Source organism: Methylobacterium sp. E-045 (genome assembly GCF_022829685.1).
Classification (GTDB): domain Bacteria; phylum Pseudomonadota; class Alphaproteobacteria; order Rhizobiales; family Beijerinckiaceae; genus Methylobacterium.
The window spans coordinates 37,447-58,074 of the sequence record NZ_JAKSYE010000060.1 but is presented as its reverse complement, the minus strand read 5'-3'; the positions used below and the strand labels follow the sequence as shown (position 1 = coordinate 58,074).

Annotated in this window: 19 protein-coding genes, 2 tRNA genes, 1 pseudogene and 1 riboswitch; of the genes and pseudogenes, 5 read left to right on the top strand and 17 right to left on the bottom strand. The window is 67.2% G+C overall.

Features of this window, described 5'->3' with window-relative positions; all coding sequences use genetic code 11:
• Positions 1 to 83 (bottom strand): annotated as a pseudogene (locus MKK51_RS07800) (IS5/IS1182 family transposase); the annotation flags it as partial.
• Positions 84 to 316: 233 nt separating this feature from the next.
• On the opposite strand from MKK51_RS07800, the gene MKK51_RS07795 reads away from it, so the two are divergent.
• Positions 317 to 658, top strand: a complete 342-nt coding sequence (locus MKK51_RS07795; RefSeq protein ID WP_243976128.1) for an avidin/streptavidin family protein — start codon at positions 317 to 319, stop codon at positions 656 to 658.
• A gap of 824 nt (positions 659 to 1,482) precedes the next feature.
• Here the strand turns inward: MKK51_RS07795 and MKK51_RS07790 are convergent.
• The 4 genes from MKK51_RS07790 to MKK51_RS07775 form a co-directional block, all read right to left on the bottom strand.
• Complete coding sequence (locus MKK51_RS07790) at positions 1,483 to 1,773, bottom strand: hypothetical protein (RefSeq protein ID WP_243976127.1); 291 nt, start codon at positions 1,771 to 1,773, stop codon at positions 1,483 to 1,485.
• Positions 1,774 to 2,086: 313 nt separating this feature from the next.
• Entirely contained in the window at positions 2,087 to 2,302 is a 216-nt protein-coding gene (locus tag MKK51_RS07785; RefSeq protein WP_243976125.1) for a hypothetical protein, read from the bottom strand.
• The gene (locus MKK51_RS07780; protein ID WP_243976123.1) at positions 2,289 to 2,525 is read right to left on the bottom strand and encodes a hypothetical protein; all 237 of its coding nucleotides are present in this window, start codon (positions 2,523 to 2,525) and stop codon (positions 2,289 to 2,291) included. Before MKK51_RS07780 ends, MKK51_RS07785 begins: the two co-directional genes overlap by 14 nt.
• A 10-nt stretch (positions 2,526 to 2,535) precedes the next feature.
• A complete protein-coding gene (locus MKK51_RS07775) occupies positions 2,536 to 2,982 on the bottom strand; it encodes a hypothetical protein (RefSeq protein ID WP_243976121.1) in 447 nt (148 codons plus the stop codon).
• 258 nt (positions 2,983 to 3,240) lie between these two features.
• Here MKK51_RS07775 and MKK51_RS07770 point away from each other — a divergent pair, with 258 nt between their 5' ends.
• Positions 3,241 to 3,558 (top strand): hypothetical protein, encoded by a 318-nt coding sequence (locus MKK51_RS07770; RefSeq protein WP_243976118.1) that lies wholly within the window; start codon positions 3,241 to 3,243, stop codon positions 3,556 to 3,558.
• Between the two features lie 193 nt (positions 3,559 to 3,751).
• On the opposite strand, the gene MKK51_RS07765 is transcribed toward MKK51_RS07770, so the two are convergent.
• The 12 genes from MKK51_RS07765 to MKK51_RS07710 form a co-directional block, all read right to left on the bottom strand.
• Positions 3,752 to 3,825, bottom strand: a tRNA-Gly gene (locus MKK51_RS07765).
• 82 nt (positions 3,826 to 3,907) lie between these two features.
• Positions 3,908 to 3,991, bottom strand: a tRNA-Tyr gene (locus MKK51_RS07760).
• An 88-nt stretch (positions 3,992 to 4,079) separates the two neighbouring features.
• On the bottom strand, positions 4,080 to 5,819 hold the full coding sequence (gene recJ, locus MKK51_RS07755) for a single-stranded-DNA-specific exonuclease RecJ (protein ID WP_243976140.1): 1,740 nt from the start codon (positions 5,817 to 5,819) through the stop codon (positions 4,080 to 4,082).
• Between the two features lie 101 nt (positions 5,820 to 5,920).
• Positions 5,921 to 6,712, bottom strand: a complete 792-nt coding sequence (locus tag MKK51_RS07750) for a VOC family protein (RefSeq protein WP_243976117.1) — start codon at positions 6,710 to 6,712, stop codon at positions 5,921 to 5,923.
• Between the two features lie 211 nt (positions 6,713 to 6,923).
• A complete protein-coding gene (locus MKK51_RS07745) occupies positions 6,924 to 8,324 on the bottom strand; it encodes an NAD(P)(+) transhydrogenase (Re/Si-specific) subunit beta (RefSeq protein ID WP_243976114.1) in 1,401 nt (466 codons plus the stop codon).
• Between the two features lie 4 nt (positions 8,325 to 8,328).
• Positions 8,329 to 8,769, bottom strand: coding sequence for a proton-translocating transhydrogenase family protein (locus MKK51_RS07740; protein WP_243976112.1), 441 nt, complete (start codon positions 8,767 to 8,769; stop codon positions 8,329 to 8,331).
• 17 nt (positions 8,770 to 8,786) lie between these two features.
• Positions 8,787 to 9,929 carry a Re/Si-specific NAD(P)(+) transhydrogenase subunit alpha gene (locus MKK51_RS07735; RefSeq protein ID WP_243976110.1) on the bottom strand — a complete coding sequence of 381 codons (1,143 nt, stop codon included), beginning with the start codon at positions 9,927 to 9,929 and terminating at the stop codon, positions 8,787 to 8,789.
• A gap of 94 nt (positions 9,930 to 10,023) precedes the next feature.
• Positions 10,024 to 10,317 (bottom strand): aa3-type cytochrome c oxidase subunit IV, encoded by a 294-nt coding sequence (locus tag MKK51_RS07730; protein ID WP_018044344.1) that lies wholly within the window; start codon positions 10,315 to 10,317, stop codon positions 10,024 to 10,026.
• A 170-nt stretch (positions 10,318 to 10,487) separates the two neighbouring features.
• Positions 10,488 to 11,852: an ABC1 kinase family protein gene (locus tag MKK51_RS07725; RefSeq protein ID WP_243976138.1), complete on the bottom strand. Its 1,365-nt coding sequence runs from the start codon at positions 11,850 to 11,852 to the stop codon at positions 10,488 to 10,490.
• A gap of 93 nt (positions 11,853 to 11,945) precedes the next feature.
• On the bottom strand, positions 11,946 to 12,332 hold the full coding sequence (locus tag MKK51_RS07720; protein WP_243976108.1) for a type II toxin-antitoxin system death-on-curing family toxin: 387 nt from the start codon (positions 12,330 to 12,332) through the stop codon (positions 11,946 to 11,948).
• Entirely contained in the window at positions 12,329 to 12,553 is a 225-nt protein-coding gene (locus MKK51_RS07715) for an AbrB/MazE/SpoVT family DNA-binding domain-containing protein (protein WP_243976106.1), read from the bottom strand. The genes MKK51_RS07720 and MKK51_RS07715 overlap by 4 nt, the downstream gene beginning before the upstream one ends.
• 89 nt (positions 12,554 to 12,642) lie before the next feature.
• Entirely contained in the window at positions 12,643 to 14,484 is a 1,842-nt protein-coding gene (locus tag MKK51_RS07710) for a M3 family oligoendopeptidase (RefSeq protein WP_409565641.1), read from the bottom strand.
• Positions 14,485 to 14,816: 332 nt separating this feature from the next.
• On the opposite strand from MKK51_RS07710, the gene MKK51_RS07705 reads away from it, so the two are divergent.
• The 3 genes from MKK51_RS07705 to MKK51_RS07695 all read left to right on the top strand — a co-directional run bounded on the left by MKK51_RS07705 (position 14,817) and on the right by MKK51_RS07695 (position 20,334).
• Entirely contained in the window at positions 14,817 to 16,310 is a 1,494-nt protein-coding gene (locus MKK51_RS07705; protein ID WP_243976102.1) for a sigma-54-dependent transcriptional regulator, read from the top strand.
• A 183-nt stretch (positions 16,311 to 16,493) separates the two neighbouring features.
• Positions 16,494 to 18,575 (top strand): murein L,D-transpeptidase, encoded by a 2,082-nt coding sequence (locus MKK51_RS07700; protein ID WP_243976100.1) that lies wholly within the window; start codon positions 16,494 to 16,496, stop codon positions 18,573 to 18,575.
• A gap of 223 nt (positions 18,576 to 18,798) precedes the next feature.
• Positions 18,799 to 20,334 (top strand): DUF882 domain-containing protein, encoded by a 1,536-nt coding sequence (locus MKK51_RS07695; protein WP_243976136.1) that lies wholly within the window; start codon positions 18,799 to 18,801, stop codon positions 20,332 to 20,334.
• Between the two features lie 80 nt (positions 20,335 to 20,414).
• Positions 20,415 to 20,568: riboswitch (Fluoride riboswitch) on the top strand.
• The last annotated feature ends 60 nt before the right edge of the window (positions 20,569 to 20,628 follow it).

Here is a 20,628-nt window from a genome sequence, read left to right as displayed (position 1 = left end):
GGCCGGCCCGTGCGCGGCTTCTGCGGAGGCAGCAGCGGGGCGATCTGCTCCCACTGCGCATCGGTCAGTTCGTAGCGTCGCATCCCGATCACATGGGGGCCAGCACACAGCCTGTGAACCCTTTGCAGAGACGCCCTAGGCCGCCGCCTTGGGCGAGACCGGCTTCCTCGTGGGACCATGCATTTTTGCGCATGTGCTCTGCGCAAAGCGCTACGCTTGGCGAATGCCATATCGCGCCGGCTGCGTTATATACTGTTACATATAACGAAGTCGGCGTGGGCCTCTTGTGTCCGCCTCAGCAAACACGGAGCGCGCAATGTTCTCGGGGACGTGGTGCAATGAAGCTGGCGACGAGTTGCATCTTACGCAGTATGGTGAAGCCATAGCGGGTACTTATATCGAGACAAAGAAAGATACAGACGTTTCTTGCCGCAGTAAGATTGTCGTTGGATCCGTTGCGGACGAAACCATCTGTTTCGTGACCGGCGCATCGACGGCGCGAATGATGAAAAGCTGGACCGGATTGCTTTACAAAGATAATAAAAATTGTGAGTTGGAAATAAATACTGTCTGCCATTCGCTTGAGCGTCTGACGGATGAAATGGAAATTGCGAAATCAATCAGTATAAAAAAAGATAAATTCAAAAAATTAGACTGAAAAACCATTTAGTCTTAATCTAATAAGATCTTTGCGATGATGCGAAAGATGCGGACCATCCATGAAGTCATCGTACGCAGATGTTCGTTGAGCCGCAATCGGTTCCGCTGGATGATCGCTGCTCCAGATGGCGTGAGCTTCAGACACTCCCTCATTTCCTTCTCAACCGAAGCAGCAGCAAGGGAGGCTGGTAACGAGATGGTGTTCAAGCTTGATAGCGTACAGCCGGCCCGCCTGGTTTCGGCAGCAGCCTTTAGACTTGCAATGAGTGATAATGAGTTGGCATAAATTGACCCGGCAGGATCATTAAGCTGCCTTCTATGATCGAAATCAAGCCGAATGTCGAAAGCCCTTAATGAGGTCTCGGATAATTCGGGTCAGCAAGGTGTGAGTTACCCCTGCTCGAATAGGGGCGGCCTTCACCTGCATAGGCACTCCCGTGGTTCGGTCCTAGACACAGAGACGCGCCCCGATGTCAGCGTGGATTGTTGGGACTGGGCGCCTGTGACGCTGGAGTGGTCCGGATGATCCGGGACGACTTGTTTCCCGTACGGGAACTTTCCGACGCGGATGCGGCATCCCGTGACTAAAAAATTCCCGTACGGGATACAGCCCGCGTTGACCTGTTTGCGCGAGGGGGCTGTATCAGGATGACCCAAACGCCCTTTCGGTCCGGGGGAGCCCAGGCGTTTTGCCGCAAGCGATCCTCAGAATAGACGATTTGCCGCCAGCGCCCCTCCCGACAGGTCGTTTGCTGCCCTCCGAAAATCGCCACCCGAGCGCACGTTGATCTTTGTGTCTTTCCCATAGATACCGCGTTTGGACTACATGAGGTCCACTGTTTCGCAGGCCTCGGGGTCCCGGCACCGGCCGAGGCGAACGAGACCTGACGAGTAGCAGTACGCCCATCCAGCCTCAGCATCGAACGCCTCCACGGTCGACGTCGTCAGGCCGGTCCCGTCGGGGAACGTGGGGTGCCCGTAGACCGTCCCCGTGAGCACGGCCCCGTCCGCAGACCGATCGTCGGGAGTGATGGTCCAGTCGTGGAACAGCGGCCGGTCGCCAAGATCTGTCAGGTCTATCCGGGTGCCGGGGTACCTGTTTCGCTGTGCCATGCCCTGCCGTCCCCGTCGAAGAAAGCCAAGGCGGCCGCCACGACGGGCCGACCGCATTCGTCCGTGAAATGGCCGGCCAGGAACGGCCGGTAGTGGAGCCTCGCGGCCCCCGTGGGGACGCCGGCGTGGGGGACGATTGTGCCCCTGACCCACGCGTGGACCTCGCGATTGCCGGTCCTCAAAACCCGGGCCCGAGACCCTGGCCGGACGATCATCACGACGTCGGCGAGGGTCAGGGAATGGAGGTGAGCCACGACGCGGCCGCGTTCACGAAGCGACCAGCAGTGGCGCGTCAGATTCCGGCAGACCTCGGTCACCGGAGGGCGAGAGGGGGGAAGCAGAGCGCGGCCGCCTCAGCCTCCGCGGCCATCCGGATCGCGTCGTGCGTGGCGATCTTGCCGGCCGCCTCGTCCTCGATGATGCGGTCGATCCGGATCCCGGCGGCGACCGCGAACAGCCCGCAGGCCCTCCGGGTCGACCAAGCGAACCGGACCCGCTCGCGGATCGCCGGGAGGCTAACGGGGTGCATGGCGATCCTCCGTCACCAGGGGGAAGGCGTGGGCCATGCCCATCGCGCGACCGCTGATGTCCAGTGCCTGCGTGCCGGGGATCCGGCCCTCGTCCGCCATGCGAATCGCTCGCGAAATGATCGCCTCGGCCGCCCGCCCGACGTCGGCATTGATGAGGCCTGCCCGGCGCTCGGCCCGGATCTGGAGCAGGCGGTAGTCGAGAATGGGTGCATGCGTGTTCATGATCCCCTCCTCAATGCCGAGCCGCGAGGGTCTCGCGACCGGCGAGGACGGTGTCGACGAGACGCTGCAGGCTGCGGACGCTCCCCCCTCTCCAGTGCTCGGAGATCAGCCCGAGCTCGTCTCCATCCAGGTCCGGGAGCCAGGAGGCGTCGGTCCCCCGCTCGCGCCGGGCGTCCCCCACGATCCCCCGCGCCAGGGCCGGCAGGTCGGCCAGCGTGGGCTCCGGCATCGTGAACACGCGGAAGCGGTCGAGCAGTGGCCGGGGCATGCCGGCGACGCCGTTCGCCGTGGCTAGGAACGTGACGCCGGACAGGTTGGTGTCGCACTCCAGGTAGGGGTCCCTGTAGACCTCGGCATGATCCAGCATGGGTAGGAGCCCGTCGTGGAGCGACCCGTTCGTAGTCCCTGTGCCGGCCTTCTCGATCTCCTCGAGGATGACCGCGACGGTCGCCGTCATCTGCTGCCTGATGGTTTGGAGGGGGACGGAAGCCCGACCTGTAGACCACTGGCGGCTAATACCCATGAGCGACGCGTCCGCCACGCCACTGCACGAGTAGGCGGCCGCGCAGGCCACCCACATCGCCGGGCTCATGGAACAGAACCGCATGCTCGGTCTGCGCCGGGTGGAGGCCCTCGATGCCGGCGATGAGGCCGAGGTCCGCCGGATCGACAAGGTCCTCGACATCGTCGGGCAGCAGATCGACGGAGCCTGATCATGGCCGAGACCATCGAGGAGACGGTGCTCAGGCTCCGGGGCGAACGCCTGACGCAAGTCGCCATTGCTGAGAGGCTCGTGCTTCGACAGTCCCTCATCTCGGAGATCCTGCGCGAGGCCGGCGTGTGCGGGAAGATGGACTCGGACCCCACCGGGGCGCGCCTGAACCGCATCCTCACGCTGCTCGCCCACGGCTACACCCAAGCCCGCATCGCGAATGAGGTCGGCGTGTCCCAGGACATGGTGTCGAAGATCCTGAGGCAGGCGGGCTACCGGCACGTCGGTTTCGTGCCGCGTGGGAAGCGAAAGGCTGCCTGAGGCCCGACCCGGCCAACGTGTAAAACGATTCCACAAACGCGATCCGGAAATCGTTTTACACGTTCGGGTGCGAGGCCTGAAACGGTTCGTCGGTGGTATCCATGTGGTATCCACCACCCAGGCAAACAGCCACTGGATACCACGCCCCTACCCTATCGGGCTGTATTTGCTAGGCTTTTCGGGAAGGAGAGAGTGGAGCGGGTACCGGGAATCGAACCCGGGTATTCAGCTTGGAAGGCTGCTGCTCTACCATTGAGCTACACCCGCATCTGGCGCCCGATAGCATGACACGGCGGATTTGAGAAGGTGATCCCTTCATCGGCCGCGTTGCCAGCGTATCGAAATGGATTGGTGGGGGAAGTAGGACTCGAACCTACGAAGCTTACGCAGCGGATTTACAGTCCGCCCCCTTTGCCGCTCGGGACATTCCCCCAAACCACCGCCTTTCGGCAGCGCGCGGGCCCTTATGGTGAGGGCTCGCGCGGGTGTCAACACGTCCCGTGCAGGCACCGACGCAAAGTTCAGGGTGTGGCGAGATCGCCGACGCGCAACTGCACGCGCTCGCCGCCGCGCCAGGTATCGATGGCGAGGGTTCCGGCCACGTGGAATTCCTGCCCGATCCCGCCGAGGAGCGCCTGGCCCAGCGGCCCCGGGGCGGAGCGGAAGGCGATGGCGCCGATGGCCTGGCCGTCCCGGCTCCGGAAGCGCGCGCGGACGTGGCCGTTGCCGACGACCGCCGCATCGACCAGCCGGTGATACGGCAGGGCGAAGACCGGTTCCGGCGCTCCGGCGCCGAACGGCCCGGCACGCTGGACGAGCCGCACCACCTCCGCCGTGGCGCCGCCGGCGTTCACGGTGCCGTCCACGAGCAACGCCTCCACCGCCCTCGCCTCCGACACCGCCGCGGCGAGGGCGGCCGCCAGGAAGTCGCTCAGAGGCGTGGTGTCGTGGCTCGGCAGCGTCGCCCCGGCCGCCATGGCGTGCCCGCCGCCCTTGACCAGGAGCCCGGCATCCACCGCCTCGCGCACCGCATGGCCGAGATCCACTCCCGCGACGGAGCGGCCCGATCCCGTGGCGGTCCCGTCCGGGCGCAGGGCGAAGGCGAAAGCCGGCCGGCCGAACCGCTCCTTCAGCCGCGCCGCCACGAGGCCGACCACGCCAGGATGCCAGGAGGCGGAGGCCGTCACCAGGATCGGCGTGTCGGGGGCCAGTGTCAGTGCCCGATCCATCTCGGCCTCGGCTTCGAGAACGGCCTGGGCCTCGATGCCCTGGCGCTCGCGGTTGAGGAGGTCGAGTTCGGTGGCGATGCGGGTTGCTTCCGCCGGATCTCCGCTGGTGAGAAGGGCGGCGCCGAGCCCTGCATGGCCGATTCGCCCGCCGGCATTGATGCGCGGACCGAGGAGATAGCCGAGATGCCAGGATTCCGGCGGCTCGCTCAGGGAGGCGGCGTCGAACAGGGCGGCGAGACCGATCCGGCCCCGCCCCCGCATGACCTTCAATCCCTGGACCACGAAGGCACGGTTGAGGCCGGTCAAAGGCACCACGTCGGCCACCGTCGCCAGGGCCACCAGATCGAGGGCTTCGGCGAGATCCGGCAGATCCTCCCGCCCTCCCCGCCTCAGGCGGCGGTTGAGGGCCACGAGGGTGAGGAAGACGACCCCCGCCGCGCAGAGATGGCCGAGGCCGGAGATGTCGTCGAGCCGGTTCGGGTTCACCAGTGCCTCGACCGGGGGCAGGATCTCCGGCGCGCCGTGATGGTCGAGGACGATCACGGCAAGTCCGAGGTCGCCGGCGGCCGCCAGGGGCTCGTGGCCGCTCGTGCCGCAATCGACGCAGACGAGGAGCTTCGCGCCGCCCTCCGCCAGCGCAGTGACCGCCGCCACGTTGGGGCCGTAGCCTTCCGTGATCCGGTCCGGGATGTGGATGTCCACGTCGAGGCCGAGGGCCCGCAGGTAGCCGGCCATCAGGGCAGCGCTCGCGGCGCCGTCGACATCGTAATCGCCGAACACGGCCACGCGTTCGCCGGTCTCGACGGCGTAGGCGAGCCGTTCGGCCGCGGTCTCCATGTCCACGAGGCGGGACGGATCCGGCATCAGCTCGCGCAGGCGCGGTTCGAGATAGGCCGCCGCCTCGTCCGGCCGGACGCCGCGCGAGGCGAGGACGCGGGCGAGAAGGTCGGGCAGGCCATGGGCCTGCACCATCGTCGCGGCGTAGGCCTGGGCGGCGGGGTCGCCGCAGCGGTCACGCCAGGGCCGCCCCATGATGGAGCGGGAAACGCCGAGGAAGGCGCGGGATGGGGCAAGGATTGAGGCGGCTGACACCTTGCCAGTCTACCCGCCTCCGGCCATCCGGCGCCACTGCGTTACGCGCCCGGCCGTGGACCGACGAGGCCGAACATCGCCCCCTGCGGATCGAGGGCATGGATGGTCCAGGCCCCGCCGGGCACCTGATGCGGGCCGGCGACGACTCGGCCGCCGCCTGCGGTGATCCTCGATCCCGCGGCGTCGATGTCCTCGACATTGACGTAGTAGAGCCAGAAGGGGGCCGGCACCTGCGCGTTCGTCATCATGCCGCCGGCATGGAGTCCGGAGCAGCCGCCATCGGGGCCCGGGGCGCCGAAGAGCTGGTAAATCCCCAAGGGACCCATATCCACCGCTTCGGTCTTCACCCAGCCGAAGAGGGGCGCATAGAAGGCGAAGGCCTCTTCCCAGTCGGTTGCGTGCATCTCGTGCCAGCCGAAATGCCCGGGCGTACCGGGGGTGGGGGCCGGCGGCAGGGGCCCGTCGCCCCGGAAGAGCACGAACACCGCGCCCTGCGGATCGGCGGCAACGCAGAAGCGGCCGATCCCCGGAATGTCGGCGGGCGGCCGGTGGATCGTGCCGCCGGCCTCACTGACCGCTGCCGAGGCGGCGTCGACATCGGCCACGGCGACGTAGCCCATCCAGCCGGCGCGGCCCCCCTGGGCACGGACTTCGTCGGGGAGCGTCATCATCCCGCCGACCATCATTTGTCCAAGACGGACCAGGGAGTAATCGGTCCCCGGCATGCCGGCTTCCGCGATGGCCCAGCCGACGACATGACCGTAGAAATCCCGGGCTGCGGGAAGATCCGTCGTCATCAAATCGTACCAGACGAAACGGCCGGTCTCGGTCATTGCCCTCTCCCTTGCGGAATCGTGCCGCCGGGCACGACCGATTCCTATCGAAGACGCTTCGCCACTTTATGACGCCGGATCATGGTGAGTGCCACCGGTCGCCGGGGTGGTGCCGACACCGGGACCGGTCGTGCCGAACGCAGAAGGGGCCGTCGCGTGATGCGCCGGCCCCTTCTGCGTGAGCGTCGTCGGGGATCGAAAGCCCCGTGGCTCAGAGGTTCTTGACGATCGCGTCCACGACCTTCTTGGCGTCGCCGAACAGCATCATCGTGTTGTCGCGGAAGAACACCTCGTTCTCCACGCCGGCATAGCCGGAGCCCATGCCGCGCTTGATGAAGAGAACCGTCTTGGCTTTCTCCACGTCGAGGATCGGCATGCCGTAGATCGGCGACGTCTTGTCGGTCTTGGCGGCTGGGTTGGTGACGTCGTTGGCGCCGATCACGAACGCCACGTCCGCCTGGGGGAAGTCGCCGTTGATGTCCTCGAGCTCGTGAACCTCGTCGTAGGGCACGTTGGCTTCCGCGAGCAGCACGTTCATGTGCCCCGGCATGCGTCCGGCGACGGGGTGGATGGCGTATTTCACGTCGACGCCTTCCTTCTTGAGCATGTCCACCATCTCCCGGAGAGAATGCTGGGCCTGCGCCACCGCCATGCCGTAGCCGGGGACGATGATGACGCGCTCGGCGTTCTTCATGATGTAGGCCGCATCGTCGGCCGAGCCCTGCTTGACGGGACGCGTTTCGACCGCGCCGCCGCCGGCCCCGGCCGCGGCATCGCCGCCGAAGCCACCGAGGATCACGGAGATGAACGACCGGTTCATCGCCTTGCACATGATGTAGGACAGGATCGCGCCGGAAGAGCCGACGAGGGCGCCGGTGATGATGAGCGCGAGGTTGCCCAGGGTGAAGCCGATGCCGGCCGCCGCCCAACCCGAATAGGAGTTGAGCATCGACACGACGACGGGCATGTCCGCGCCGCCGATCGGGATGATCAGGAGGCCGCCGAGCACGAAGGACAGCACGACGATCAGCCAGAAGATCGCCTTGCTCTCGGTGCCGATGAAGATCGCGATGAGACCGATCAGGGCGATGCCGAGAGCGATGTTGATCGCATGACGCTGCGGCAGCATGATCGGCTTGCCGGACATGCGTCCGTCGAGCTTGGCGAAGGCGATCACCGAACCGGTGAAGGTGATGGCGCCGATGGCGACGCCGAGCGCCATTTCGAACAGCGATTCCTTATGGATATGCCCGTTCTCGAGGATGCCCACCGCCTGTGGAGCGTAGAGCGTACCCGCCGCACCCGCCACGGCAGCGAGACCGACGAGGGAGTGGAAGGCGGCCACGAGCTGGGGCATGGCCGTCATCGGCACCCGCTTGGCAATGACCGCACCCGCGCCACCGCCGATGCCGAGGCCGAGGAGAACGATGATCCAGGCGCCGAACCCGGCCGGCGGATGGCCGACCAGGGTCGTCAGGACCGCGAGGCCCATGCCGATCATGCCGTACAGGTTGCCCTGCCGCGACGTGGTCGGGTGCGAGAGCCCCCGCAGCGCCATGATGAACAGGACGCCGGAGACGATATAGAGGAGGGCGGAGACGTTCTGGGACATCGTCTCAGGCCTTCTTCTTGTACATGCCGAGCATGCGCTGGGTGACGAGGAAGCCGCCGAAGATGTTGACGCTGGCGAGCACGATGCCGACGAAGCCGAAGAAGCGCGCCCAGCCGGTGCCCTTCTCGATCAGCGGAACGCCGGCGGCGAGGAGCGCGCCGACGATGATGACGGAGGAGATCGCGTTGGTGACGGACATCAGGGGCGTGTGGAGCGCCGGGGTCACCGACCACACCACGTAGTAACCGACGAAGATCGCGAGCACGAAGATCGCCAGCTGGAAGACGGTGGGGTCGACCGCACCGTGGGTGGCGGCGGCGATGCCGTGGCTGATGCCCTGACCGAGGCTGTCGGCGAGGCTCTGTGCCTGGTTCGCGGCGGCGCGCGCGGTCGCGGCGGCGGTGCGCGCCTGTTCGGCGGCCTGTTCGGGAGGAAGGGTTGCCATCTGTCTCTCCGTCGCGATCAGGCTGCTGTGGACTGGAAGGACGGGTGGACCACCTGTCCGTCCCGCGTGAGGTTCGTCGCCTTCACCAGTTCGTCGTCCCACTTGACGGCGAGGGCCTTCGACTCCTTGTCGATCAGGGTCTCGACGAAGGCGAACAGGTTGCGGGCGTAGAGGCTCGACGCGGTTGCCGCGAGGCGGCCGGCGACGTTGACGTGACCGACGATCTTGACCCCGTTCTCCGTGTCGACGATCTCACCGGCCTTGGCACCGGCGACGTTGCCGCCACGCTCGACGGCGAGATCGATGAGCACCGAGCCGGGCTTCATCGAGGCGACCATCGCCTCCGACACGAGCTTCGGAGCCGGGCGACCGGGGATGAGCGCCGTGGTGATGACGATGTCCTGCTTGGCGATATGCGTCGCCACCAGCTCGGCCTGCTTCTTCTGATAGTCCGCGGACATCTCCTTGGCGTAGCCGCCGGAGGTCTCGGCCTGCTTGAACTCGTCGTCCTCCACCGCCACGAACTTGGCGCCGAGGGATTCGACCTGTTCCTTGGTGGCGGGCCGCACGTCGGTGGCGGTGACCACGGCGCCCATGCGGCGGGCGGTGGCGATGGCCTGGAGGCCGGCGACGCCGACACCCATCACGAAGACGCGGGCGGCGGGCACGGTGCCGGCGGCCGTCATCATCATCGGCATGGCGCGGCCATACTCGGCGGCGCCGTCGATCACGGCGCGATAACCGGCGAGGTTGGCCTGGCTCGAGAGCACGTCCATCACCTGGGCGCGGGTGATGCGCGGCATCAGCTCCATGGAGAAGGCGCTGATCCCCGCATCCGCCATGGCTTTCAGCGCGGTCTCGTTGCCGTAGGGATCCATGATGGCGACGACGGTGGCGCCGGTCTTCAGGAGCTTGAGCTCGTCCTCGTTCGGACGGCGAACCTTGAGGACGAGGTCGGCATCCCCGGCGGCCTCCGCCGCCGAGGCGGCGATGGTGGCGCCCGCCGCCTCGTAATCCGCATCGGGAACACCGGCCTTGAGGCCGGCCCCGGACTGGATCGTCACGTCGGCCCCGAGGCCCTTGAATTTCTTGATCGTCTCGGGCACCGCCGCCACCCGCGGCTCGGCGGGGTCCGACTCTGTCAATACAGCGATGCGCATTCAGGAGTTCCTCCTCGGCGATCATTCGCGATCGCCGTAGCTTGGCAGGAATATAGAGCCCGGACCTCTGGTATACCAGCGGTCCGTGGCTACGTCACGCGAAGAAGAGGTACAGAAGTAGAAGGACGGCGACCGCAGCGGGAGCCTTCCAGCCGACGACGGGGGACAGTGCGCCCACCGTGCCCGCCACGCCCGACAGCAGGACGCCGAAGATCGCGGTCAGCCAGGCCTCGCGAATGCCACCCACGGCCAGAGCGAGCACCCAGCAGATCACCACGAAGGTGCCGATTTCCACGAACCGCACAAACCCACGGTAGGTCTGTTCATGGGTCTTTTCGTCCATCGCCGGGCTGTAACGTACGCCGGTCACGGTCTTCGCATCGGCCATCTTGTCGTCGTCCCCTTGGGTATCATCTTGATTGGTTCCAAGCGGATTTAGCGCATGCCTCTGTCGCTCGCAATCGAGATACCGACTCGCGAAAATATGGGAAGGCGGTTTTAAGCCGGAGAATGACAGTCGATCCCGGCTTGTCATGCGCAGGTCGGGAATCCCGCCGATTACTCGGGAGAGGGCAATCCCGCTGCCGCCAGCGCCGCGCCCTGCCGTTCGGTGAGGGTATCGAGGGAGAAGCGCTCGATCTCGGCCTCGAACAGGCGATGGTAGTTCAGCTCGGAGCGCAGGTGCAGGAACACAGCGCCGAGCCCCACGGCCGCGCGGTCCATGAAGACGAATTCCTGCGGTACCGTCACGGGTCCGCGCTGCTTGAGGGCCTGATGCACCTCGAAGGCCTGGCGCCGGCCATACTCGCCGGGCTTGACGCCATCCGCCACCGTCCTCGTGCGGTCCTCCAGGATCGGGCCGTAGATGAACCGGGCCCAGATGTTGAGGATCTCGATCAGCTCCTTGTTGAGGTTTTTGAAACCCCACACCTCGTAGGCATGGACGATCCGGGCGTGGTCGTTCTCCAGGAGGCCGCGATAGAGATCGACCACGCCGCCGACGAAGCGGGGGTGGAAGATGCGGACGCAGCCGTAATCGAGGAGGTTGATGCCGCGCGCCTCGCCGTCCTCGGAGAAGACGGTGTAATTGCCGAGATGCGGATCGCCGTGGATCACCGCGGCCCGGCTGAACGGATGCCACCACGCCTTGAACATCGCTTGCGCCAGACGGTTGCGGATCTCGAGGGGCTGATCGGAGAAGCTGAGGATCCTGTCGCCTTCGAGCCAGCCGAGGGTGAGGAGGCGCTTGGTCGAGAGGTCGGTGTGGATGGCGGGCACCCTCACCTCGGCGATGTCCTGCAGGACGGCCCCGTAGAGGGCGGCGTGCTTGGCCTCGCGCTCGTAGTCGAGCTCTTCGCGCACGCGGGCGCCGATTTCCTTGGCGATCTCGCGGGTGTCGAGCCAGGAACTGAGCCGACGGTGCAGGGCGAAGGCGATTTCGAGCTGCTTCAGATCGGCCTCTACGGCCGATTGCATGTCCGGATACTGGAGCTTGCAGGCGAAGGGCGTCCCGTCGAGACCGGTCGCACGATGGACCTGCCCGAGGGAGGCGGCGGCGGCGGGCTTCAGGTCGAAGCTGCGAAAGCGGGACTGCCAGTCCGACCCGAGCTCGGCCATCATCCGGCGCTTGACGAAGGCCGCACCCATCGGTGGCGCGTCCGCCTGAAGTTTCTGGAGTTCGGTAGCATATTCCGGCGGCAGCAGGTCCGGCACGGTGGCGAGCAGCTGCGCCACCTTCATGATCGGGCCCTTGAGGCCGCCGAGGGCCTGGGCCAGCGCTGCCGCATTGGTGGGGGCCTCCTTGCCGCCGAACAGCCGCGCCCCGGCCATCCGCGCGGCGACACCGCCGACATTGGCGCCGACACGGGCATAGCGGCTGGCGCGCGCCGAGAAGCGGTTGGCTTCGTTGTCGTGATCGGCCATCGGGTCCATTCTACTCGGCATGTCGGTCGTCACCGAGATAAGCGCGCCGCCGAGGCTTGCCAGGGCGCTGCGCGGTTGGAGCGCGGATGGCCGCTAGGCCTTCGGCCAGTTGTCGCGGATCCATCTGACCAGACCGGATTCCTCGATCTCTCCGGCGGCGAGGCCGCGGATGATGGTCGTGGCCTCCGCCTGCTCCGGCCTGAACGCGATGCCGTTGAGACGCAGAAACAGGACCATCGCGACGAACGCGATCCGCTTGTTGCCGTCGATGAAGGCGTGGTTGCGGGCAAGCCCGAAGGCGTACGCCGCCGCGAGCGTGGCAAGGTCGCCGTCCTCGTAGCGCCATCGGTTGATCGGCCGGGCCAGGGCGGATTCGAGGGCGTTCTCGTCGCGAAGACCTGGCGGGCCGCCGAAACGGACAAGCTGCCGTTCGTGGGCGATCCGGACCTCCTCGGAGGTCAGCCAGCGCGGCTCGGTCATTGGGCGAGCGCCCGGAGCGTATCCTTGTATTCATCCATGATGTCGTCGACGAGCGCCATCGCGCGGTCGAATTCCGGGTCGTATGGCGTCAGCCGGACGCCGCCATCCGGCATTTCGGTGACGTGAAGCCACTGACCCTGGGCGAGGTTGAGCTTGGTGAGAAGCTCCCGCGGCAGGATGAGCCCGGTGGAATTGCCGATCTTCTTGACTTCGAGCTTCATGGCGAATCGCCTCCTGTTGTACGAAATGTACAACAGGAGGCGGGGGCGGCCAAGACAGCAGAGTATGGGCAGCCGGTCTCAGGGCACCCTCACCCCTCCATCGCCTCGAGTTCGACGATCATCCCCTCGATCATGTTGAGGCCGATCTGCCAGAAGGCGGGGTCGCTGGCATTAAGGCCGAAGGGGGCGAGGAGTTCGCCGTAGGGCTTGGCCCCGCCGGCCGAGAGCAGCGCGAAGTAGCGGTCCACGAAACCCTCTTCGGCATTGGCATAGACGCCGTAGAGCGAGTTCACGAGGCAGTCGCCGAACGCGTAGGCGTAGACGTAGAACGGCGAGTGGATGAAGTGCGGGATATAGGCCCAGAACGGCTCGTAGCCGGCATCAAGGGAGATCGCCGGACCGAAGCTCTCCGCCTGCACCGACATCCAGAGGCCGTTGATCTGCTCGGCGGTGAGTTCGCCTTCGGCGCGGGCGAGGTGGACCTTCCGCTCGAACAGGTAGAACGCGATCTGGCGCACGACCGTGTTGATCATGTCCTCGACCTTCGCCGCCAGCATCGCCCGGCGCTGGACCGTATCGGTGGTGGCGGCGAGCAGGCGCCGGAAGGTCAGCATCTCGCCGAACACGCTCGCGGTCTCGGCCAGCGTGAGGGGCGTCGGCGCCATCAGGGCACCGTTATGGGAGGCGAGGACCTGATGCACCCCGTGGCCGAGTTCGTGCGCGAGGGTCATCACGTCCCGGGGCTTGCCCTGGTAGTTCACCAGCACATAGGGATGCGCCGAGGGCACGGTGGGATGGGCGAAAGCGCCCGGCGCCTTGCCCGGCCGCGTCGGTGCATCGATCCAGCGGCGGTCGAAGAAGGTCTTGGCGATGTCGGCCATGCGCGGCGAGAACGCGCCGTAGGCGTCGAGCACCATGTCCCGCGCCTCGGCCCAGGGAATGGTGCGCTGTTCGACCCGCGGCAGCGGCGCGTTGCGGTCCCAATAGGGCAGGACGTCGACCCCGAACCACTTGGCTTTCAGCCGGTAGTAGCGGTGCGACAGGCGCGGATAGGCGGCTTGCACCGCGTCCACCAGGGCCGCCACCACCTCGGGCTCGACCCGGTTGGAGAGGTGCCGGTCGTCGGCGACGTCCTTGAAGCCGCGCCAGCGATCGGAAATCTCCTTGTCCTTGGCCAGGGTGTTGGTGATGAGGGCGAAGGTCCGCAGATTGGCGCGAAATACGTCGCCCAGGGCGCCGGCCGCTTCCTTGCGGACGGCTCCATCGGGGTCCTGAAGCTTGTTGAGCGTCGGCTCGAGGGTAAGCATCTCGCCCTGCAGCGGGAAGCGCAGGGACGCGATCGTGCCGTCGAACAGCCGGTTCCAGGCGGAGCGCCCGGTCACCGACTTTTCGAGGAACAGCTTCTCGGTGCGGTCGTCGAGCTGAAACGGCTTCTCCCGGCGCAGATCCTCGATCCACGGGCGGTAATGCGCGAGGGGCCCCTCCGCCATGGCGGCGTCCATCACGGAATCGTCGACCCGATTGATCTCCAGGGCGAAGAAGAGCAGGTGGCCGGAGGCTGTGGTCAGGCGTTCCTGGGTGTCGCCGTAGAACTTCTGGCGCCGCTCGTCCGTGGTGTCGCCGGAGTAAACCAGGCCGGCGAAGGACATCAGACGGCCGAGCCGGTCCTCGATCGCCTCATAGGCCGCCACCGCCTCGGCGAGGCGCGCGGACGCGTCGGGTCCGCCGGCGATCTCGGCGATGACGCCGCCGTAGCGCTCCGAAAAGGCGCTGCATTCGCCTTCCGCCCGGATCAGGTCGGCGCGGAAGTCCGGCGAATCGATCCCGGAATAGAGGTCGCTCAGATCCCATTCGGGAAGCGAGCCGAGATCGAGGGCGAGAGCGGCGGCCCGCGCGACGTTCGTCCCTTCCGATCGTTGCCCGGCCGGCATCCGGGCGGCGCTGGAGAGGCTGGCATGGACGACGGCACGACTCGACATGGTGTCTTTGATCCTGAAGCGGCGTTTCCTCGCCGTTTCCGGTGATATCGAGCGGTAAGGCCCTGCGATCAACCGACTCGGCCCATTCGGCCGCAACGAATCTCCGGCATCGTCCGCGCTCGCCCCGGGGAGTGGACCATCGGGGAAGAAAGTGGGATCGTCGTTAAGCGCAGCTTTACGCTCTTCGCTCACCCTACGGATCGAAACGAAACACCGGTGGCCGACTCGCAGGACGACATCCCTGGGACGATCGCCTTTCTCAGCACACGGTCGAGGCTCTCCGCATGTCGACAACGATCCTCATCGTCGACGACGATCCCGTCCAGCGCCGGCTCGCCGAAGCGATGGTGCGTCGTCTCGGCTTCGAAGTGAAGGTCGCCGAGAACGGCGAGGACGGATTGTCCGTGCTGCGTTCGGGCGAACCCATCGATGTCGTTCTCCTCGATCTGGTGATGCCCGGCGGTCTCGATGGTCTCGCCGTCATGGCCCAGATGCGCCAATCGGGTCTCGACACCCCCGTCATCGTCCAGACGTCCAACGGCTCCATCGATGCCGTGGTCAACGCCATGCGTGCCGGCGCCACGGATTTCGTAGTGAAGCCGGCCGGCGCCGAACGGCTCCAGGTCTCCATCAAGAACGCCCTCAAGGTCGACCAGCTCGAGGAGGAGGTCCGGCGCATGCGGCGGCGCGCCTCCGGCTCGCTCACCTTCAAGGACCTGTCCTCGCGCAGCCCCGACATGGAGCGCGTGATCCGGCTGGCCGAGCGCTCGGCCAAGTCCAACATCCCGGTGCTGATCGAGGGGGAGTCCGGTGTCGGCAAGGAGGTGCTGGCGCGCGCGATCCAGGGGTCGGGCGACCGGCGCGGCAAGGCCTTCGTCACGGTCAATTGCGGGGCGATTCCCGACAACCTCGTCGAATCGACCCTGTTCGGGCACGAGAAGGGCGCCTTCACCGGCGCCACCGAGCGTCATGTGGGCAAGTTCGTCGAGGCGTCGGGCGGTACCTTGTTCCTCGACGAGATCGGTGAACTGCCCCTCGATGCCCAGGTGAAGCTCCTGCGCGCCCTGCAGGAGGGGGAAGTCGATCCGGTGGGCGCCAAGCGCAGCGTCCGGATCGACATCCGGCTCATCTCGGCCACGAACCGTTCGCTCCTCGACCTCGTGAAGCAGGGCCGCTTCCGCGAGGACCTGTACTACCGTCTCAACGTCTTTCCGATGACCCTGCCCCCCCTGCGGGCGCGCCGCGAGGATATCCCGGATCTGGTGCGCTCGTTTTGCGCGCGCTTCGCGGCCGAGGAGGGCAAGCGGGTCCGCGCGATCACGCCGGAGGCGATGTCCCTGCTCAGCCGCTACGGCTGGCCCGGCAATGTCCGCCAGCTCGAGAACGCCCTGTTTCGCGCGGTGGTGCTCGCCGATAGCGACGAGCTCACCGTGGCCGAGTTCCCGCAGATCGCCGCCCAGGTCGAAGGGTTCGACGTGCGTATTCCCGCCGCCCCGGTCCAGCCCATGGTCCATGCCGGTACCCCGGAGCCGGTGCGCGAGATCGTCCGGGTGGAGGTCCGCGACCCCCATGCGATGACCCTCGTCACCGAGGAGTCCGGCGAGATGAAACCGATGGACGCGCTGGAGGCGGAGATCATCCGCTTCGCCCTTCAATACTACCGGGGTCGCATGTCCGAAGTATCGCGGCGCCTCGGCATCGGCCGCTCGACCCTCTACCGCAAGCTGAAGGATCTCGGTCTCGACGGCGACGAGAAGGGCGACGAAGCCGCTGCCTGAGACACGGGGGGCGCGTCCCCTTCGCGTCCCGTCGGTCGGGATGTGCGTCACGGCACTGCGACTCCAGCCTCCGGCGCATGCCGGACATCCACTGTTGCCCGCACGCCGTTGCAAGCGGTGGCGCGAGCAGCGATTGTTTTGCGCTCAAACACGGCCGTCATGGCCGGTTCCGGGAGTTTCATCATGGGCGCTTCGCGCTCCGCCTCGGTTGCACTGGCTGCCTTGATGGCGGGTTGTGTCGGCTACGCGGCACAGGCCGAGTCCCGGCTCGACCCGGCTCCGTCCGTGGTACAGAGCGCTGCCGCACCGTCGGCCTCGCCCGATCAGGGGAAAGGCGACACGGTGGCGACAGGGGCGATCTCGCCGCCGGTCTCGCCCTCCCCCGACCTCGCGAAGCCCGCTGCCGCGGGAGAGGCCGTCCAAGCCCCCGCGAGCCCGTCCGATACAGGTAAGGCGGAGACCACGAATGCCGGGGCCGGATCCGATCCCGCCGACGCCGTGGCCGCCGCTCCGGTGCCGACCGATCCGATGGGGGCGGCCCTCGCCGCGCGCCTCGCCGATCCGGCCCCTCTCCTCGCCCGCCTGAGCACCAAGGACCGGGAGGCGATGCAGGCCTTCTACGGCCTCGGCGCTTTCAAGCCGGTCTGGGTCGTCGACGGTGTCTTCACCCCCGCGGCCAAGGCCGCCGCGTCCCGTCTGTCCCTCGCGGCCGAGGACGGCCTCAACGTCCAGGCCTATCCGGTGCCCGTCATCGGCACACAGGGATTGACCGAGGCCCAGACCGCCGAGATCGAGCTGAAACTCTCGGCGGCCATCGTGCTCTACGCCAAGGACGCACGGGGGGCGCGCATCAACCTGTCCGCCATATCCCGCCTCATCACGCCCACCCTGGACATTCCGGGCGCGGATGCCGTTCTGGCGCGCATCGCCAGCGCCGGGCCCCAAGCCGGCACCGTGCTGCAGGGCTACAACCCGGCGCAGGCCGGCTACCTCGCTCTGAAGGCGCGGCTCGCCAGCCTGCGCAATCTCCACGGCGCGCCCATGGCGGTGTCGCCCGTCACGATTCCCGCCGGGCCGGTGCTCAAGGTCGGCATGAACGATCCTCGCGTTCCCGTTCTACGCCGCCATTTCGGCCTGCCGACTCGCACCGCCGGCACCCTCGACGCCGCCTCCGGCGAGCCGGATGCGTTCGATGCGACCGTGTCCGCTGCCGTGGCGAAGTTCCAGCGCGGCCGTGGCCTGCCGGCCACCGGCACGCTCACGCCCCAGACCGTCGCCGCCCTGGGTCGGGCCGAGGCATCGTCGCGCGTCGGCGACGAGGAAGCGACCGTCCTCGTCAACATGGAGCGCTGGCGCTGGCTGCCGAGCGATCTCGGTCGTGACTACGTCCTCGTCAACATCCCCGAATTCCGTCTGCGCGTGGTCCGCAACGGCATGCAGCGCGACGAGTCCCGCGTCATCGTCGGCAAGGCCGAGACGCCGACGCCGGTCTTTTCCGGGATGATGGAATACGCCGTCGTCAACCCGTCCTGGAACGTGCCGCCCTCGATCCTCAAGAACGAATTCCTGCCCGCCCTGGCCCGCGACCCGAACTACGCGGCCCGTCGTGGCTACGAGGTCGTCTATCGCAACGGCAACATCTCGGTGCGCCAGCCGCCGGGCGAGCGGAATGCGCTCGGATTCATCAAGTTCCTGTTCCCCAACAACCATGCCGTCTACCTGCACGACACGCCCAACCGTTCGCTGTTCTCCGCCTCACAGCGGGCGATGAGCCATGGCTGCGTGCGTGTGGACGATCCCTTCCGGTTCGCCGATTCGGTCCTGCCCGAAGCGTGGTCGAGCGAGCGCCTGAAGAAACTCATCGGCAAGGGCGAGCGCACCATCCGTCTGCCCGAGAAGCTGCCGGTCCATCTGGCCTATTTCACCCTCGATGCGGACGATCGCGGATCCCTGCGGACGTTTTCGGATCTCTACGGGCACGATGCGCGGATGAAGATCGCCCTCGGCCTCGCACCGGGCAGCCTGCTCGTCGCCAAGGCTCAGGTGAAAGCGCCGGCCAAGGTCGCGGCACGTCCGGCGACACCGGCGCCGAGCGCGGCCGGGGCGTCGTCGGAGGTTCGCCGCGCCGCGTCGCACGCCGCCCCTTCCGGCGCCAATCCCGCGCGGGCGGTCAGGGCACCGGCCGCCAGATCCGCCGAAGCGGTTCCCGTCGATCCCTGGGGGCCGGCACCGGCCCCTGCCCCGGTCTCTCGCGGCTGGTGGTAGCGCGCAGCCGCCGTCGTTGCACGAATGCAACGCGATCGGGAATGTGCGATGCCGCTCTTGCCGATGCTCGATCTTGTCCGCGGGTCGGCACGATTTCGCCACGGTTGAAACCTAGCCGTTGTGTCGACCGGCGAATGGCTGAGGATCCGATAACTGTGCGTTTACGGTTTTCGGTAACCTTGCGTTCACCATGATCCGCGCGACAACGCGTGGTCTGGCAGAGGTGAGGACGATCGTGGGCATTCCGCTGCGTGAAGAGGCCCAACCGGCCGATCGATCCACCCAGCCGGTCTCGCGCTTCCGCGACTGTCTCCGCGATGCCTTCTCCCATCCCCGGCTGCGCCGCTCGATCATCGCGGCGTCGGGCATCGCCCTGGCGCTCGGTGCGGGCACGCGCGGGACGCAGGACGCGGTCGCCAACGGCGATACCCGCACGCTCTCGATCTACCATACCCATACGAAGGAGAGCGCCACGATCACGTTCAAGCGTGACGGGCGCTACGACCGGGCCGCCCTGGAACAGCTCAACTGGATGCTGCGCGACTGGCGCGTGGACGAGCCCACCAAAATGGATCCGCGCCTGTTCGATACGGTGTGGGAGGCGTACCGGTCGGTGGGCTCGCAGGAGCCGATCACCGTGGTCTCGGCCTATCGCTCGCCGGGCACCAACGCCATGCTGCGCCGCCGGTCGCGCGCGGTAGCCGAGTTCAGCCAGCACATGCTCGGCAAGGCGATGGATTTCTACCTGCCGGATGTCTCCATCGACCAGCTTCGCGCCGTCGGCATGCGGATGCAGCGCGGCGGTGTCGGCTGGTATCCCCATGCCGGCTCGCCCTTCGTCCATCTCGATGTCGGCTCTGTCCGCTCCTGGCCGCGCATGAGCCACGACCAGCTGGCCCGCCTGTTCCCCGACGGCAAGACCGTGCACCTGCCCGCCGACAACCGCCCCCTGCCCGGCTACGAGCTCGCCCGTGCGGAGGTCCTCGCGCGCGGCGGCACCGTGCTCGGCGTGACCCAGGTCGCGATGATCGACGAGGATGACGGCCCGAGCATCAAGGGCTTCTTCGCCAGTCTCTTCGGCGGCGGCGCGAAGGCGCCCGCCGCTCAGCCGGAGGCTCCGGCCCGGGCCCGGGCAAAGCCCAGCATTCTCGTGGCCAGCGCCGATCCGGACGACCAATCCGGCACCCGCGAGGCCCTGGCCTATGCCGCGCCGGCCGCGTCCGATGCCCTCAAGGGTGCCCTCCTGCGCCGCGACGGACGCGATGCCCAGAGCCTTCTCACCCAGGACGTCTCCCAGCCGGCGATCGCCGACGAGACGCAATCGACGTCGATCGACGTGCCGCTGCCGCCACGCCGGCCATCGGAATTCGCGGCCGTCGCCGCCGCCCTCACCATGCCCCTGCCGCCGCCGCGTCCCGCCATTCAGGTGGCGAGTCTCGCTCCCACCGGCATGGCCGCGACGCCGCCCGCCACCGGGACGCCGACCCGTTTCGCCCGGCCCGTCGCCGCCGATGCCGATGCGCGCACGCAGCTGCGCGCCCTGTTCGAGGTGGCCGCCGCGGAGACCGCGCCGGCCAGCCGCGCCTCACCCGTCCACGTCGCCCCGGCCCGCGCCCGCGCCGATGCCGCGCCGGCCGGCCTCGTCGCCCAGGCGGAAAGCGGCGTGCGCAGCCGTTTCTCGGGACGCAGCCCCGGCGACGACCTCACCGCCGCACGCTTCACCGGCTCGTCTACCCGCGCGGTGGCTGCGGGGCGCTGAACCGTTCCGCGTTCATGAGCGGCGACACGTCGGAGGCGGAGCGCGATCTTCGGCTTGACGTTCTCTTTGCGCCGCGACACGAAGGCTGCGGCAATGGATTCTGCCGGGCGTGAAGAGTGCCTCTCAAAACTCCCGATCACGGTCGGTCCTCCCTCGGAGTACGACGGCGCAGCGGGGGTTTGGTGAGAGACACTCAGCCGAACCGCCATAAGGGCTGATGATTCCTACCCTTTTGCCACGCAGCAAGACGGTGGAACCATGCCTGTCGCTCTGAAGAACCGAGCCGCCGACCTG